The following is a 16,425-nucleotide window of genomic DNA, read 5'->3' as shown; positions in this document are numbered from 1 at the left end:
TTTTTAAAATTTTTTGCGCCCGTTGCAATGGCGGAAATAACGCGCTTTTTCCCTCCTCTATTGCGCCATCGTTTTTTTGTTTTTTTCGGTAAACTTTTTCACCACTGGGCCGATAACGCGTAAAGCGAATAAAGTCATAATCAAGGAGAATTACTCATGGCAACGATCAGTTCATTAGGTCTCGGCTCAGGACTCGACCTCAATGGCTTGCTGGATAAGCTGACCAAAGCGGAACAACAGCGTCTGACCCCTTACACCACCAAGCAATCCAGCTACAACGCCCAGCTGACCGGTTACGGTACGCTGAAGGGCGCGCTGGAAAAATTCGACAATCTCAGCAAAGAGATGGCGAAAGAGGACTTCTTCAAGGCCACCACCGCCACCGAACACGACGCCTTCAAGATCACCACCAACGCCAAGGCGGTGCCGGGCAACTACGTGGTGGAAGTGAACAAACTGGCGCAGGCGCAAACCCTGACCACGCAGGCGAAAGTCAGCGACCAGGGCGCTAAGTTAGGCGCTGAAGGCGTGTCAGACCGCTCCCTGACCATCACCGCCGGCAACCCGCCGAAAGCCACCAAAATCCCGCTGAGCGACGATCAAACCTCGCTGGTTGAGCTGCGCGACGCCATCAACGGCGCCAAAGCCGGCGTCACCGCCAGCATCATGCGCGTCGGCGACAACGACTACCAGCTGGCGATCAGCTCTTCCACCACCGGCGAAAACAACAAGATCTCCCTCCAGGTCGACAATGACGACCAACTGGGGGATATCCTGAACTACAACGCCACCCGCGGCACCACCACCGCCATGAAGCAGACGGTCGCGCCGCAGGATGCGGAGCTGATGGTGAACGGCACGGCCATCAAACGCAGCACCAACTCGATCAGCGATGCTCTGCAGGGCGTCACCATCGATCTGAAAACCAAAACCAAAACCGATGAACCGCAACACCTGGTGATCAGCACCAACACCGCCGGCACCACCGACAAGATCAAAGAGTGGGTCGACAGCTATAACTCGCTGCTGGACACCTTCAACGCATTGTCCAAGTTCACCCCGGTGAAAACCGGCGAAGCGCCAAACCCAACCAACGGCCCGCTGCTGGGCGACAACACCCTGCGCGGCATTCAGTCGTCGATCAAAAGCGCGCTGAGCGCCGCCCAGGACAATCCGGAATTAAAAGGTCTGGGCAACCTCGGCATCTCTACCAACACCAAAACCGGCAAGCTGGAAATCGACAGCGCCAAGCTGAAGAAAGCGATGGATGAAAAGCCGGATCAGGTCAGCAACTTCTTCGTCGGTAACGGCAAAGACACCGGCATGGCCACCGAGATCCACAACGAGATCCAGAGCTACATCAAATCCGGCGGCATCATCGAGAACTCGACCAAAAGCATCAACACTAACCTCGATCGCCTGAACAGCCAGATCACCACGGTCACGGCCAGCATTCAAAACACCATCGATCGTTATAAACAACAGTTCGTTCAGCTGGATACCATGATGTCGAAAATGAACGGCACCAGTAACTATTTGGCTCAACAGTTCAAATAACCCTTTAACAAGGCAAAGAAAACAGCATGTATAACCGTAGCGGCACTCAGGCCTATGCACAGGTCAGTCTGGAAAGCGGCGCCATGAGCGCCAGCCCGCACCAGTTAATCGTGATGTTGTTCGACGGGGCGCTCAGCGCCCTGCTTCGCGCACGCATCCTGATGAACCAGGGCGATATCGCCGGCAAGGGCATGGCGCTGTCCAAAGCCATCAACATCATCGACAACGGCCTGAAAAGCGGCCTCGATCCTCAGCAGGGCGGCGAGATCGCCGAAAATCTGGCGGCGTTATACGACTATATGAAGCGTCGCCTGATGCAGGCCAATCTGCACAACGACGAAGCGGCGATTGCCGAGGTGGTCAAACTGCTGGAAAACATCGCCGACGCCTGGCGCCAGATCGGCCCTAACTACCAACCTTCGCAGGACGCCGTGTAATGGAACGTCAACAGCAGCTGTTAGCCGCTTATCAACAAATTTACACCCTGAGCAGCCAGATGATCGCGCTGGCGCAAACCGGGCGCTGGGAAGAGCTCGTCGAGCTTGAATTCGCCTACGTGACGGCGGTGGAAAAAACCGCCGCCTTTACCGGGCAAGCCGGCCCGTCCATGGCGTTGCAGGAGATGTTGCGCAATAAGCTGCAACAGATCCTCGACAACGAAACCGAGCTCAAACGTCTGTTGCAGCAACGGATGGATGAGCTGAAAACGCTTATTGAACAGTCAACGCGCCAAAACGTGGTCAACAACACCTACGGCCAGTTTCATGACCGCGCGCTGCTGCTGGGAGAGCCACAGGTCCGATAAGATCGACAATACTGACGAAAATGGATTAAATAGCACTATGCGCTATTACCCTCGGGTTACGTTAGGATATTAATCTATGGCATTTGAATTATTCAGTTTATGGGTAATTGGTAAAATGCGCGCTTCGAGCCTGGCTCTCACTTTAATGGATAAACATCATCCCGACACGGACGTTTTCTGTTCATCAGGAAATTGATTTTTGATAGATAAAACTCGCCGCTGTGTTTCACGGCCCATGGAAAAATGTTGCTCCAGCGCGGATCAAAGCGTAAAGATATTCCCAGATAATGGCTGCGAAATGAATATCGATGGAACGTACAATTAATCTCTGTCCTGGAATTGGCGCCTCAGCGCACATCATTCAGTATACTGAATTATTATTCCCTTCAGTCTATTTTGAGCAACCACATCTGTATCTGATACAACAAGGCCATAAGCGCGTACGCTGGCAACAACACGAAGTGGTCGCTCATCCCGGCGAGCTGTTGATTATCGACGGCGGGCAAACGGTGGACATTATTAACGGCCCGTCCGAAGACGGCGTATTCAGTTGCCAACTGCTGACCTGCGATCCCCTGTTGCTCACCGTCCAACCTCCGGCCGAGGAAACGCCGGCGGCGATGCCGTTCGATGCCGTCCTGGCGCTGCGCAACCTGCCCTGCGCCCTAAAGCACAGTTTTGAAACCACCGGCCTGGCGCTGACGCTGCGGCAACGCTTTCCCACCATCATCGTGCGGCACAAAATGCTGGAAATTCTGCTGTGGCTGGCCCAATTCGGCATTCGCTTTATTCACAACGAAGCCAAGGATCTGACGCAACGCGTGCGTCGCTGCCTGGCGACCGATCCGCACAGCATTTGGACGGCGGCCAAAGTCGCGGAGAGCCTGTCGATGAGTGAAGTGATGTTGCGCCGCAAGCTGTCGATGGAAAACACCGCGTTGCGCAACCTGATGATCGACGTCCGGATGAGCAGCGCGCTGGCCCTGCTGCAATCGACCGACTGGCCGATTTCCGCCATCGCGCAGCATGTGGGTTATGAAAGCGCGTCGCGTTTCGCCGAACGTTTTCGCAAACGCTTCGGTTTTGCGCCTACCGCCATTCGCGGCCACCAAAGGATTATGGAACCCGGCTCTCAGGGCGTTGAGACGATGGTCGCCGGAGAAACATAAATAGACGCGCAACAAAATGGCTTTATTTAACACAAGTCCATAACGGTTGTAACAACGCTGAGATACGCTAAGCCACGTCCATCCGCCGAAAGCGAATTAAACGATGCGCAATGAAAAGCGATTATTTTCTCTGGCAATAATGTTGTTGGGGCTGTGGCTGCTAGCCTTACTGTATGAAGAAGACATGATGCGTTTACTGGCCGCACAATAAAACGGCCAGGTTTTTTATCGCCTGGTCAGACTTCAATCCAGTTTGACCAACACGCCAATTAACGTGGCTAAAACCACCAGCATTAAAATACTGATCAGACGCCATCTGGATTCGCTTTTACTGCTCATTGACCTGCCTCGAATAATAACCCTACTAATAAGGCCATAATAAACGCTCACCGGCACATTCAATAAGCCTGACAGCACAATGTTCGCCCCTCTATTCGGAACATTGCTCCCATTTCCTGTCGGTTGCGACGCGGCGATTACCGCTGCGATAACGGCGGTGGCACAAGCGCCAATTTTGCGGGCAGCTCAGCCACCAGTTTGTCCACCGCCAGCCGCACCTTGAGCGGCTGGTAAGGCATATAGGGCCACACCACGTTGACCGGGAAACTGAGGTTGGACTCACCGCGCATGATCTCCACCAACGTTCCCGCCATCAGCCGCTCGCGCACCAGCCACTCCGGCAGCCAGGCAATGCCGGCGCCGGCGGATATCGCATCGACGATCCCCTGCATATCATCCATCATCATCTTGGTCGGGGGGCTGAACGATTGCAGCTCACCGTTTTCGCCACGCAGCTGCCACGGCAGCACGGCGCCGGCGTGCAGATACCCCACCGCCTGATGCCGGCTTAACGCTTCCGCCGTGCTCGGCTCGCCGCAGCGCCGCACGTAGTCGGGCGACGCGCACAGGAGCATGCCATGTTCGCCCAAACGTCGGGCAACCAAACTGCCGCTGTCCGCCAGTTCGCCGATGCGCACCGCCAGATCGAATCCCTCGTCGACGAGATCGATCCTGCGGTCGCTGAATGAGATTTCCAGCGTCAATAACGGATGCTCATTCGCCAGCGCCGTCAACAAGGGCGCAATGCACAGGTGGCCGAACAGCACCGGCACCGAGACTCTGAGCCGGCCGCTGACCTGCATCTTGCCGCTGTCGAGCTGGTTTTCCGCCGCCTGAACGTTCGCCAATGCCTGTCGACAGTGTTCATAGTACAGCGCGCCTTCGTCCGTCAGGCTCAGGCTGCGCGTGGTGCGCATAAACAGCATCACGCCCAGCCGCGCCTCCAGACGCGACACGATTTTGCTGACCGCAGAACGCGTCAGATGCAGTTTCTCTGCGGCGGCGGCGAAACTGCCGCCTTCCGCTACGGCAACAAAGGCCGGCAGCGCACTCAGATCGCTTTTCATCTTAATGTTGCCAATATGGAATCAATTAGGTGAAAACCTATCACCACTGGTGAACCTTAAGCAATGATAACCTGCAGTCATTCCGGAGTCCCCGGTGAAAACCACAGATTACCGTCAGAGGACAACAGCATGAAAAAAATACTGGCACTCAAATCCAGCATTATGGGAAATGACTCGCAGACCAATAACCTGATTGACCGCTATCTGGCGGCGCGCAAAGCGAAAGGATACGACGATCGGATCGTCGAACACGATCTGACGGCGCTGGATCTGCCGGTGTTGGACGGCGAGCTGTTCAGCGCGCTGCGCGGCGCGGAAAATGTCAGCCCGCGCGCCAAAGCCACGGTAGCGCTCTCCGATCAACTGATTGCCGAACTGAAAGAGAGCGACCTGTTACTGATCGGGGCGCCGATGTACAACCTCAACGTGCCGACTCAGCTGAAAAACTGGTTCGATCTGGTGGCCCGCGCCCGGATGACCTTCAACTATACCGCCACCTACCCGGTGGGGCTGATGGAAGGCGTCAATGCGGTGGTCTTCAGTTCACGCGGCGGTATGCACGCCGGGCATCCGACCGACGCCGTAACGCCCTACCTGCGCTCGGTGCTGGGGCTGATGGGGATCGGCGACGTGCAATTCATCTATGCCGAAGGGCTGGACATGAAACCGCACGGCCGCGACCAGGGGCTGGCAAGCGCCCACCAGCGCATCGTGGCGTTAGCGGGCTGAGGCAAACGCACGGCAGCATTGATTTGTTATAACATAACAAATATGATGTTCGCGTTGACGCACCTCGAACGTGCGTCGGCGCTCCTACATCACATAAATGTTTTATCGCACCTTCAGCCAGCTATTTCGATAGCTGGCTTTTTTTGTCCATCGACTGGCGTCACGGCTTCAGTATTGCCGGGCGGCGCGTTTCATTTCACGCTCACAGGGCGACTGTGTCTTCACCGACAGCGGCGCGACAAACGCCTTCCACTCTTTGCCGGCATCCTGATGAGGCGCCGTTTTTTGCGCCGAAGAATAGTCATCATTCTGGCCGGCGCATCCAGACAACGCCATCATGGCCAGAGCAAGGCACAGCGATTTACACATTATCCTATCCCTCCTATAACCATCGCCATAGGCTAACAGCGCCGAGCGAAATTTCACTGAAAAATGGACGGTACGTTCATCACACCGGCATATTCATGATGTCCTGGTAGGCCGCCACCAGCTTGTTGCGCACCTGGACGCCCAGTTGCAAAGACACCGACGATTTCTGCAGATCGACCATCACATCGTTCAGGCTGATGCCCGGCACGCCCAGCTCAAAGTCCTGCGCCTGTTTGCGCGCCGTCTGCTGGGTATCGCTGATCTTGCCGAGCGCCGCAGTCAGTTCGCTGGCGAAGCTGACGCCCTGCGGCGCCACATTTTGCCCCATCTTGCCGGCCTGAACCGCCATGGTCTGCATCTGCTGCAGAACCCCTTCAATGCCCTGAATCGCCATCTGGTCCTCAATCCTCTCGTCTCGCCGGGTGACGTTTTCACCCTGTACTTCTCCAATGATGCACACCCTAGCACAGCGTTTTCGGACCTAAAGCGGTTAATTAACTGCAAAAAACCCGGCTTATCGGGCAATCGGAATTGTCTGATAAGGCGAATAATGGCCTGCCCAGAAATGGGAGCGCCGCTATTTAGAAGATATGTGTATCAGGGAGTCTGTTTTGTCACACAACGCTAACCATACCGTTCATCAGCCTGGCAGGGAGCTGCTCAGCGGCCCGTACGGGATCGTGAGCGCCATTGAAGGACGAGACCTAAAATGAGTGCTTCGATAACCGCCGGCGAAAGCCGCGACAACGGCCTGCAGGCCATCTGGAACCGTCTGCGCGCCAACCCGAAAATTCCGTTGCTGGTCGCCGCTTCCGCCGCGATCGCGATCGTCGTCGCACTGCTGTTGTGGGTGAAAAGCCCCGACTACCGCGTGCTGTACAGCAATCTGAACGACCGCGACGGTGGCGCCATCGTCACCCAGCTGACGCAGATGAATATCCCTTATCGCTTCGCCGAGAATGGCGCAGCGCTGCTGATCCCGGCGGAAAAGGTGCATGAAACCCGTTTGCGCCTCGCGCAGCAGGGGCTGCCGAAAGGCGGTGCCGTCGGCTTCGAACTGCTGGATCAGGAAAAATTCGGCATCAGCCAGTTCAGCGAGCAGATTAACTATCAGCGCGCCCTCGAGGGCGAGCTGTCGCGCACTATCGAGTCGTTGGGGCCGGTGCAAAACGCCCGCGTTCACCTGGCGCTGCCTAAACCTTCACTGTTCGTGCGCGAACAAAAATCCCCTTCCGCCTCGGTAACGCTGACCCTGCAACCCGGCCGTGCGCTGGACGACGGCCAGATCAACGCCATCGTTTATATGGTGTCGAGCAGCGTCGCCGGTCTGCCGCCGGGCAACGTGACCGTGGTCGATCAGGCTGGCCGCCTGCTGACCCAGTCCGACGGCACCGGGCGCGATCTCAACGCTTCGCAGCTGAAATACGCCAACGAAGTCGAAAACGGCTTCCAGCGCCGCATCGAAGCGATCCTCGCCCCGGTGGTCGGCAGCGCCAACGTGCGTGCGCAGGTCACGGCGCAGATCGACTTCGCCACGCGCGAACAAACCGATGAACAGTACCAACCTAACCAGCAGCCGGATAAAGCCGCCATCCGCTCACAGCAAACCAGCCTGAGCGAGCAGATCGGCGGGCCGCAGGTCGGCGGCGTGCCGGGCGCGCTGTCCAACCAACCGAGCGCTCCGCCTACGGCGCCGATTGAAACCGCCAAGCCGGCGGCGGGCAATAACGCCAACGCCACCGCGCAAAACGCCGCGACCACCCGCAGCGCGGCGGCCAGCGGCGTGCCGCAAAATACCCGTCGCGACGCGACCACCAACTACGAGCTCGATCGCACCATCCGTCATACCCAGCAAAAAGCCGGCACCGTGCAGCGTCTGTCGGTCGCCGTGGTGGTCAACTACCTCGGCGCGGATAAAGACGGCAAACCGCAGCCGATGAGCAAAGAACAGCTGGCGCAGATCGAAGCGCTGGTGCGTGAAGCGATGGGCTACTCCAGCAGCCGTGGCGATACCCTGAACGTGGTCAACACGCCGTTCACCGACACTCAGGTGACCGGTGGCGAACTGCCGTTCTGGCAAAGCCAGTCGTTTATCGATCGCCTGATCGACGCCGGCCGTTATCTGCTGGTGCTGCTGGTTGCCTGGCTGCTGTGGCGCAAACTGGTGCGGCCGCAGCTGCAACAGCGCCAGGCGGCGCAACAGGCCGCCATCGCCGCCGCCAACGCGCCTGCCGCCAAAGCGGTCGACAGCAGCAAACCGAGCAACGAGGAGCTGGCGCAGCGTCGTAAATCGCAGCAGCGCGTCAGCGCAGAAGTCCAGAGCCAACGGATCCGCGATCTGGCTGACAAAGACCCGCGCGTGGTCGCTCTGGTAATCCGCCAATGGATGAGTAACGAGATATGAGCCTGACCGGAACCGACAAAAGCGCCATCTTGCTGATGACGCTGGGTGAAGATCGCGCGGCGGAGGTGTTCAAACACCTCTCCTCGCGCGAAGTACAGCTGCTGAGCGGCACCATGGCAGGCATGAGCCAGGTGTCGCACAAACAGCTCGGCGAAATACTGACCGAGTTTGAAGACGACGCCGAGCAATACGCGGCGCTGAGCGTCAACGCCAGCGACTATCTGCGTTCGGTGCTGGTCAAGGCGCTGGGCGAAGAGCGCGCCGCCAGCCTGTTGGAAGACATTCTCGAATCGCGCGAGACCACCACCGGCATGGAAACGCTCAACTTTATGGAGCCGCAGAGCGCCGCCGATCTGATCCGCGACGAACACCCGCAGATCATCGCCACCATTCTGGTGCACCTCAAACGCGGCCAGGCGGCGGATATTCTGGCCCTGTTCGACGAACGCCTGCGCAACGACGTGATGCTGCGTATCGCCACCTTCGGCGGCGTGCAGCCGGCGGCGTTGGCGGAGCTGACCGAGGTGCTGAACAACCTGCTCGACGGCCAGAACCTCAAACGCAGCAAAATGGGCGGGGTGCGCACCGCCGCCGAGATCATCAACCTGATGAAAACCCAGCAGGAAGAAGCGGTCATCGATGCGATGCGCGAATACGACGGCGAGCTGGCGCAGAAGATCATCGACGAGATGTTCCTGTTCGAAAACCTGGTGGAAGTCGACGATCGCAGCATCCAGCGCCTGCTGCAGGAAGTGGAAGGCGAGTCGCTGCTGATCGCGCTGAAAGGCGCCGAACAGCCGCTGCGCGAGAAGTTCCTCAAGAACATGTCGCAACGTGCCGCCGACATCCTGCGCGACGATCTGGCCAACCGTGGCCCGGTGCGCATGTCGCAGGTGGAGAACGAGCAGAAAGCCATCCTGTTGGTGGTGAGACGCCTGGCGGAAACCGGCGAAATGATCATCGGCGGCGGCGAGGACACCTATGTCTGATCGCATTAACACCCTGCCCTGGCAGCCCTGGTCGCTCAACGATTTGGGCGAACAGAAACCGGCGTTCGAACTGCCGCCGCTGCCGGATCTCGAACACAGCGATCCGTCGCCGGACGCGCAGGCCGAATTGCAACAGCAGTTGGCGACGCTGCGGCTGCAGGCCGAGCAACAGGGCCAGCAGCTGGGCTATGCCGACGGCCAGCAAAAAGGCTATGAGGCCGGTTTTCAGTCCGGTCTGGAAGAAGGCCGTCAACAAGGGCTGCTGGAAGCGCAGCAGCAGCAACAGCCGCTGACCGCCCACTGGCAGCAGTTGGTCACCGAATTCCAGCACACGTTGGACGCGCTCGACAGCGTGATCGCTTCGCGGCTGATGCAGCTGGCGTTGACCGCCGCCAAACAGGTGCTGGGCCAGCCGCCGGTGTGCGACGGCACCGCCCTGCTCGCGCAGATCCAACAGCTGATTCAGCAGGAGCCGATGTTCAACGGCAAGCCGCAGCTGCGGGTCCACCCGGACGACTACCAACGCGTCGAGCAGCAGCTGGGGGTCACCCTCAGTCTGCACGGCTGGCGCCTGCTGGCGGACGGCGAACTGCACCCGGGCGGCTGCAAGGTCAGCGCCGAAGAAGGCGATCTCGACGCCAGCCTGGCGACGCGCTGGCATGAACTGTGTCGCCTGGCGGCACCGGGAGAAGTCTGATGACCGCGCGTCTCGGCCGCTGGCTGAGCTCTCTGGATACGCTGGAAAAGCGCATCGCCCGCGCGCCGACGGTACGCCGCTACGGCCGCCTGACCCGTGCCACCGGGCTGGTGCTGGAAGCCACCGGGCTGCAGTTGCCGCTCGGCGCGACCTGCCTCATCGAACGGCACGACGCCGGTGAGGTGCAGGAAGTGGAAAGCGAAGTGGTCGGTTTCAACGGCCAGCGGCTGTTCCTGATGCCGTTGGAAGAAGTGGAAGGCATCGTGCCGGGCGCGCGGGTTTACGCCCGCATTGCGCCGGAAGGCCAAAGCGCCGGCAAACAGCTGCCGCTCGGCCCGGCGCTGCTGGGGCGCGTGCTGGACGGCAGCGCCAAACCGCTCGACGGCCTGCCCTCCCCGGAAACCGGTTACCGCGCGCCGCTGATCACCGCGCCGTTCAACCCCTTGCAGCGCACGCCGATCGAGCAGGTGCTGGACGTGGGAGTGCGCACCATCAACGGTCTGCTGACCGTCGGTCGCGGCCAGCGCATGGGCCTGTTCGCCGGTTCCGGCGTCGGCAAGAGCGTGCTGCTCGGCATGATGGCCCGTTACACCCAGGCGGATGTGATCGTCGTTGGCCTGATCGGCGAACGTGGTCGCGAGGTCAAAGACTTTATCGAGAACATTCTCGGCGCCGAAGGCCGGGCGCGCTCGGTGGTGATCGCCGCGCCGGCGGACGTATCGCCGCTGCTGCGCATGCAGGGGGCGGCCTACGCCACCCGCATCGCCGAAGATTTCCGCGATCGCGGGCAGCACGTGTTGCTGATCATGGATTCCCTCACCCGCTACGCCATGGCGCAGCGTGAGATAGCCCTGGCCATCGGCGAACCGCCGGCGACCAAAGGTTATCCGCCTTCGGTCTTCGCCAAACTGCCTGCGCTGGTGGAACGCGCGGGCAACGGCATCAGCGGCGGCGGTTCCATCACCGCCTTCTACACCGTGTTGACCGAGGGGGACGATCAGCAAGACCCGATCGCCGACTCGGCGCGCGCCATCCTCGATGGCCACGTGGTGCTGTCCCGACGCCTGGCGGAGGCCGGCCACTACCCGGCTATCGACATCGAAGCGTCAATCAGCCGCGCCATGACGTCGCTGATCGACGAAGAGCATTATCGCCGGGTTCGCACCTTCAAACAGATGCTGGCCAGCTATCAGCGCAACCGCGATCTGATCAGCGTCGGCGCCTACGCGGCCGGCAGCGATCCGTTGCTGGACAAAGCGATGACGCTGTACCCGCAGATGGAGGCGTACCTGCAACAGGGCATCTTTGAACGCAGCGGCTATGATGAAGCCTGTCAACAGCTGCAGCAGTTGATTGTTTAACGTCACAGAGGCGCAGAGCGATGAAATCACAGTCACCCCTGATTACCCTGCGCGATCTGGCGCAGGACGCGGTGGAACAAGCCGCGCAACAGCTGGGCCAGGTTCGGCAGGCGCAGCAGGCGGCGGAGCAACAGCTGTCGATGCTGCTCAACTATCAGGACGAATACCGCCAGAAGCTGAATCATACGCTCTGCGACGGCATGGACAGCTCACGCTGGCAAAATTACCAGCAGTTTATCGGCACGCTGGAACAGGCCATCGACCAGCACCGCCAGCAGCTGCTGCAGTGGGGGCAGAAAGTGGATCATGCGGTGAAGCAATGGCAAGACAAACAACAGCGGCTGAACGCCTTCGAGACCCTGCATACCCGCGCCTTAAATGCGGAGCAGCAGCAGGAGAATAAACGGGATCAAAAACTGATGGATGAGTTCGCTCAACGCAGTGCACAAAGGAATATCAACCCATGAATCTGAACGCCCTGCCCGGCCTGACCTTACCCGGCGATGCCGGCGGCCTGGCCGAACTGACGTCGGCGCTGGATGAGAGCCAACTGTCGACGGCATTCGCTCAGCTGCTCGGCGCGCGTTTCGCGCCCGCAGCCGATGGCAAACAGCCGCCGGTCGCACTGAGCGCGGACGATGAACGCGCCCCGGCCCTGAGCCGCAACCAGCTCAATCAACTGCTGGCCGCCTTCGGCGAGCGCGGCGGCCTGCTGCAGAACCCGGCAATCTCAGCCGATGCGCTTTCATCTGAACGCCCCGAGGCCGACGCGCCCGTCCCCGTCGCCGGCGATAAACCGGCGCAGCCGCCGATCGCCGCGGCCAAAGAGCTGGATGCCGCGACGCTGCAGGCGCTGTACGCCATGCTGCCGGCCGCGATCGTCGCCCAGACTCTACCGGCCGACGGCCAGCGGCCGCTGCCGGTGGAAAACGCTGACGATGCGACTGCGCTGCAGCACGGCAACGGCCTGCTGAACATCGCGGCAGCCGGCGATAAAACCGCCGCGCGCTCGTCGGCGTCAGCCGCCACGACGGTGACCAACGCTAAAACCCCGGCTCCGGACGGCGATACCGCCACGGCGGCGCTCCCGCAGCCGACCGGCGGCGAGCGCGCCAGTGCCGCTCAACCGCTGCCGGCGAGCGATACGCAGCAACCGACGACGCTCAATCACGCCGTCGCCCTGGCCGCCGCCAGCCCAACGCAAACGGCCGCCCCGGCCGGCGCGCTGGTGACAGCGCCGCCCGCGCCGCAGCTCAACGCGCAGCTGGGCAGCCCGGAATGGCAGCAGGCGTTGAACCAACAGGTGCTGATGTTCCACCGCAACGGCCAGCAAAGCGCCGAGCTGCGCCTGCACCCGCAGGAGCTGGGCGCTTTGCAGATCACGTTGAAACTGGACGATCAGCAGGCGCAATTGCACATTGCCTCCGCCCACGGTCAGGTGCGCGCGGCGGTGGAAGCGGCGATGCCGCAGCTGCGTCACGCGCTGGCCGAGAGCGGCATCAACCTGGGGCAGAGCAGCGTGGGGGGCGAGTCCACCCCGCAATGGCAACAGGCGCAGCAGCAGGCTTCCAATGGCCAGGGGCGTTCCAGCTATGCTGAACATCATGGCGGCGAGGCTGCGGCCGCCGACGGCGTCAGCGCGCCGGTGGCGTTGCAGCGCATGGCCAGCGCGGTCAACGGCGTCGATATTTTCGCCTGAGCCGCTGCAAACGCCCAAGCTGGCACCCATTTGCGCGTTTATTCAGGCTATTGCACGCCGTAATAGACGCGATAATACCTTTACATGTCATGCGTGCGGCTTTGCCGCGCGCTATGCCCGCCGCCTCGCAGGCCTCGGGTGGAACAACAGGAATTAGATTTGGCTATGTCTCAGAACTCCCTTCCGGCAGCACCGAAACGCCCCCTTCTGGTCATCCTGCTGGTATTGATCAGCATCGTCGCCTGTGGCGCCGCGGGTTACAGCTGGTGGCTGCTGCAACAGCATAAAAACGGCGCCGAACCGGCCGCCGTCAAAGAACAACCGCCGGCGGCGCCGGTGTTCATGCCGCTCGACACCTTTACCGTCAATCTGGTGACGCCGGACAACAATCCGGATCGCGTGCTGTACATCGGCCTCACGCTGCGTCTGCCGGACGAAAGTACCCGCCGTCAGCTGAACGATTTTCTGCCGGAAGTGCGCAGCCGTCTGCTGATGCTGCTTTCCCGCCAGGAAGCGAGCCAGCTGGCCAATGAACAAGGGAAGCAACAGTTGGTGGCGCAGATTAAGGATGTGCTCAGCCCGCCGCTGGTTAAGGGACAACCGAAGCAGGTGGTCAGCGACGTGCTGTTCACCGCCTTCATACTGCGGTAATCACTATGGGCGATAGCATTCTTTCACAGGCAGAGATCGACGCCTTGCTCAACGGCGACAGCGCGGGTGACGAACCCGAAGCGGTGGTCGGCAAAGAGAGCGAGGTCAAGCCTTACGATCCGAACACCCAGCGCCGCGTGGTGCGCGAGCGTCTGCACGCGCTGGAAATCATCAACGAACGTTTTGCCCGGCAGTTCCGCATGGGGTTGTTCAACCTGCTGCGCCGCAGCCCGGACATTACCGTCGGCCCGATCAAAATCCAGCCGTATCACGAGTTCGCCCGCAACCTGCCGGTGCCGACCAACCTGAACCTGGTGCATCTGAACCCGCTGCGCGGCACCGCCCTATTCGTGTTCGCGCCGAGCCTGGTGTTCATCGCCGTCGACAACCTGTTCGGCGGCGACGGCCGCTTCCCGACCAAGGTCGAAGGCCGCGAGTTCACTCCGACCGAACAGCGGGTGATCAAGCGCATGCTGCGCCTGGCGCTGGACGCCTACGGCGACGCCTGGAGCGCCATCTACAAGATCGACGTGGAGTACGTGCGCGCAGAAATGCAGGTGAAGTTCACCAACATCACCACCTCGCCGAACGACATCGTGGTCACCACGCCGTTCCAGGTGGAGATCGGCGCGCTGACCGGCGAGTTCAACATCTGCATTCCATTCGCGATGATCGAACCGCTGCGCGAGCTGTTGACCAACCCGCCGCTGGAAAATTCGCGGCAGGAAGACAGCCACTGGCGCGAAACGCTGGTGAAGCAGGTGCAGCACTCCGAACTGGAGCTGATCGCCAACTTCGTCGATATCCCGATGCGACTGTCGAAAGTCCTGAAGCTGCAACCGGGCGATGTATTACCGATAGACAAGCCGGAACGCCTGATCGCCCATGTGGACGGCGTACCGGTTCTGACCAGCCAATACGGCACGTTAAACGGGCAATACGCCCTGCGTGTTGAACATTTGATTAACCCTATTTTGAATGCTCTGAGTGAGGAACAGCCCAATGAGTGATCCTAAGCAACCGTCTGGCGAAGGAAAGGAATCCGTAGACGATCTGTGGGCTGATGCGTTTAACGAGCAGCAGTCTTCAGAGAAATCCGGCGCGAGCACCGAAGGGGTGTTCAAGTCGCTGGAAGCTCAGGATGCGCTCGGCAGCCTGCAGGATATCGACCTGATCCTGGATATTCCGGTCAAGCTGACCGTGGAACTGGGGCGCACCAAGATGACCATCAAAGAGCTGCTGCGCCTGTCGCAAGGCTCGGTGGTGGCGCTGGACGGCCTGGCCGGCGAACCGCTGGATATCCTGATCAACGGTTACCTGATCGCGCAAGGTGAAGTGGTGGTGGTGGCCGACAAGTTCGGCGTGCGCATCACCGACATCATCACCCCATCCGAACGCATGCGTCGACTGAGCCGCTGATGACCGCCGCGGCGCCCGTTACCGTCCAAAGCACCCAACCGCCCGCCGCGCCGGCCCTGCCGGCCGGTTCGGTGTTGATGCAGGTCAGCAGCGCGCTCGGCGGCATTCTGCTGCTGATCCTGCTGGCCGGTTGGCTGTTCCGTCGGCTGGGTTTCGCCCCGCAGGCGCGCAACAACAAACTGCTTAACCTGCGCGCCAGTTGCCAGGTCGGACAGCGCGAGCGCGTGGTGGTGGTGGAAGTCGACGACACCCTGCTGGTATTGGGCGTCACCGCCCAGCAGATCACCCCGCTGCACACCCTGCCCGCTCCGCCGAAAGACGCAGGCGAAGCCGACGCGGCGACGCCGGCGGACTTCCGCCAACTGATGCAAAAAGTTCTGAAACGCCCGGAAAAATCGGCATGACCTCGACTCTTCATACCCTCGTCCGCCGCCCGGCGGTTTGGCTCCCTGCCGCCCTGCTGTTCATCAGCCCGGCGGCTTTCGCGCAACTGCCGGGGCTGATCAGCCAGCCGCTGGCCAACGGCGGCCAGAGCTGGTCGCTGCCGGTGCAGACGCTGGTGCTGTTGACCTCGCTGACCTTCCTGCCGGCCATGCTGCTGATGATGACCAGCTTCACCCGCATCATCATCGTGCTCGGCCTGCTGCGCAACGCGCTGGGCACGCCGTCGGCGCCGCCGAACCAGGTGATGCTGGGGCTGGCGCTGTTCCTGACCTTCTTCATCATGTCGCCGGTGTTCGACAAGGTTTATCAGGATGCCTATCTGCCGTTCAGCCAGGACAAAATCGGGCTGGAAGTCGCGCTGGATAAAGGCGCGCAGCCGCTGCGCGAATTCATGCTGCGGCAAACGCGCGAAACCGATCTCGCGCTGTACGCCAGACTGGCCAATCAGCCGCCGCTGGCCGGCCCGGAAGCGGTGCCGATGCGCATCCTGCTGCCCGCCTACGTCACCAGCGAACTGAAAACCGCCTTCCAGATCGGCTTTACGGTGTTCATTCCGTTCCTGATTATCGACCTGGTGGTCGCCAGCGTGCTGATGGCGCTGGGGATGATGATGGTGCCGCCCGCCACCATCTCGCTGCCGTTCAAGCTGATGCTGTTCGTGCTGGTCGATGGCTGGCAGCTGCTGCTCGGCTCGCTGGCGCAGAGCTTCTATTCGTAACCCCTGAC

At 60.6% G+C, this 16,425-nt stretch carries 19 protein-coding genes; 16 read left to right on the top strand and 3 right to left on the bottom strand.

Translation table 11 applies throughout. The features are described from left to right. Positions 1-156 precede the first annotated feature (156 nt). The 4 genes from fliD (at position 157) to IMX17_RS03355 (ending at position 3,531) form a co-directional block, all read left to right on the top strand. Positions 157-1,557 carry a flagellar filament capping protein FliD gene (fliD, locus tag IMX17_RS03370; RefSeq protein ID WP_182264269.1) on the top strand — a complete coding sequence of 467 codons (1,401 nt, stop codon included), beginning with the start codon at positions 157-159 and terminating at the stop codon, positions 1,555-1,557. 26 nt (positions 1,558-1,583) lie between these two features. Then, positions 1,584-1,994 (top strand): flagellar export chaperone FliS, encoded by a 411-nt coding sequence (gene fliS, locus IMX17_RS03365; RefSeq protein ID WP_004934758.1) that lies wholly within the window; start codon positions 1,584-1,586, stop codon positions 1,992-1,994. Continuing rightward, positions 1,994-2,362, top strand: coding sequence for a flagella biosynthesis regulatory protein FliT (gene fliT, locus IMX17_RS03360; RefSeq protein ID WP_033643504.1), 369 nt, complete (start codon positions 1,994-1,996; stop codon positions 2,360-2,362). Before fliS ends, fliT begins: the two co-directional genes overlap by 1 nt. Before the next feature lie 308 nt (positions 2,363-2,670). Next, positions 2,671-3,531, top strand: coding sequence for an AraC family transcriptional regulator (locus IMX17_RS03355; protein ID WP_046896605.1), 861 nt, complete (start codon positions 2,671-2,673; stop codon positions 3,529-3,531). Between the two features lie 476 nt (positions 3,532-4,007). Here IMX17_RS03355 and IMX17_RS03350 read toward each other — a convergent pair whose 3' ends face one another. After that, positions 4,008-4,937, bottom strand: a complete 930-nt coding sequence (locus IMX17_RS03350; protein ID WP_046896604.1) for a LysR family transcriptional regulator — start codon at positions 4,935-4,937, stop codon at positions 4,008-4,010. 129 nt (positions 4,938-5,066) lie between these two features. Between IMX17_RS03350 and IMX17_RS03345 the strand changes: the two genes are divergently transcribed. Then, positions 5,067-5,666, top strand: a complete 600-nt coding sequence (locus IMX17_RS03345) for an FMN-dependent NADH-azoreductase (RefSeq protein WP_193549328.1) — start codon at positions 5,067-5,069, stop codon at positions 5,664-5,666. A 168-nt stretch (positions 5,667-5,834) separates the two neighbouring features. On the opposite strand, the gene IMX17_RS03340 is transcribed toward IMX17_RS03345, so the two are convergent. Then, on the bottom strand, positions 5,835-6,035 hold the full coding sequence (locus IMX17_RS03340) for a hypothetical protein (RefSeq protein WP_193549327.1): 201 nt from the start codon (positions 6,033-6,035) through the stop codon (positions 5,835-5,837). Positions 6,036-6,114: 79 nt separating this feature from the next. Then, positions 6,115-6,429, bottom strand: coding sequence for a flagellar hook-basal body complex protein FliE (fliE, locus tag IMX17_RS03335; RefSeq protein WP_046896601.1), 315 nt, complete (start codon positions 6,427-6,429; stop codon positions 6,115-6,117). Positions 6,430-6,744: 315 nt separating this feature from the next. Here fliE and fliF point away from each other — a divergent pair, with 315 nt between their 5' ends. From fliF to fliP, 11 genes are all read left to right on the top strand, one after another. After that, positions 6,745-8,439 carry a flagellar basal-body MS-ring/collar protein FliF gene (gene fliF, locus IMX17_RS03330; protein WP_193549326.1) on the top strand — a complete coding sequence of 565 codons (1,695 nt, stop codon included), beginning with the start codon at positions 6,745-6,747 and terminating at the stop codon, positions 8,437-8,439. Continuing rightward, on the top strand, positions 8,436-9,428 hold the full coding sequence (gene fliG, locus IMX17_RS03325; RefSeq protein ID WP_004934775.1) for a flagellar motor switch protein FliG: 993 nt from the start codon (positions 8,436-8,438) through the stop codon (positions 9,426-9,428). The genes fliF and fliG overlap by 4 nt, the downstream gene beginning before the upstream one ends. After that, complete coding sequence (gene fliH / locus IMX17_RS03320) at positions 9,421-10,125, top strand: flagellar assembly protein FliH (RefSeq protein ID WP_046896599.1); 705 nt, start codon at positions 9,421-9,423, stop codon at positions 10,123-10,125. The genes fliG and fliH overlap by 8 nt, the downstream gene beginning before the upstream one ends. Next, on the top strand, positions 10,125-11,486 hold the full coding sequence (fliI, locus tag IMX17_RS03315) for a flagellar protein export ATPase FliI (protein WP_004934781.1): 1,362 nt from the start codon (positions 10,125-10,127) through the stop codon (positions 11,484-11,486). Before fliH ends, fliI begins: the two co-directional genes overlap by 1 nt. A gap of 20 nt (positions 11,487-11,506) precedes the next feature. Beyond that, entirely contained in the window at positions 11,507-11,953 is a 447-nt protein-coding gene (gene fliJ, locus IMX17_RS03310) for a flagellar export protein FliJ (protein WP_033643513.1), read from the top strand. Then, positions 11,950-13,185: a flagellar hook-length control protein FliK gene (locus IMX17_RS03305; protein ID WP_046896598.1), complete on the top strand. Its 1,236-nt coding sequence runs from the start codon at positions 11,950-11,952 to the stop codon at positions 13,183-13,185. Before fliJ ends, IMX17_RS03305 begins: the two co-directional genes overlap by 4 nt. A 165-nt stretch (positions 13,186-13,350) precedes the next feature. Next, positions 13,351-13,836 carry a flagellar basal body-associated protein FliL gene (gene fliL, locus IMX17_RS03300; RefSeq protein WP_182264266.1) on the top strand — a complete coding sequence of 162 codons (486 nt, stop codon included), beginning with the start codon at positions 13,351-13,353 and terminating at the stop codon, positions 13,834-13,836. 5 nt (positions 13,837-13,841) lie between these two features. Then, complete coding sequence (gene fliM / locus IMX17_RS03295; protein WP_004934798.1) at positions 13,842-14,846, top strand: flagellar motor switch protein FliM; 1,005 nt, start codon at positions 13,842-13,844, stop codon at positions 14,844-14,846. Continuing rightward, positions 14,839-15,255: a flagellar motor switch protein FliN gene (fliN, locus tag IMX17_RS03290; RefSeq protein ID WP_004934799.1), complete on the top strand. Its 417-nt coding sequence runs from the start codon at positions 14,839-14,841 to the stop codon at positions 15,253-15,255. Before fliM ends, fliN begins: the two co-directional genes overlap by 8 nt. Further along, complete coding sequence (fliO, locus tag IMX17_RS03285) at positions 15,255-15,659, top strand: flagellar biosynthetic protein FliO (RefSeq protein ID WP_033650868.1); 405 nt, start codon at positions 15,255-15,257, stop codon at positions 15,657-15,659. Before fliN ends, fliO begins: the two co-directional genes overlap by 1 nt. Further along, entirely contained in the window at positions 15,656-16,417 is a 762-nt protein-coding gene (gene fliP / locus IMX17_RS03280) for a flagellar type III secretion system pore protein FliP (protein WP_033632755.1), read from the top strand. The genes fliO and fliP overlap by 4 nt, the downstream gene beginning before the upstream one ends. Positions 16,418-16,425 lie beyond the last annotated feature (8 nt).

It is taken from the genome of Serratia sp. X3 (assembly GCF_014982455.1).
GTDB classification, from domain to species: domain Bacteria; phylum Pseudomonadota; class Gammaproteobacteria; order Enterobacterales; family Enterobacteriaceae; genus Serratia; species Serratia ureilytica.
Note: the sequence above shows the minus strand (reverse complement) of the source record. Positions and strands in the feature narration are given on the sequence as shown.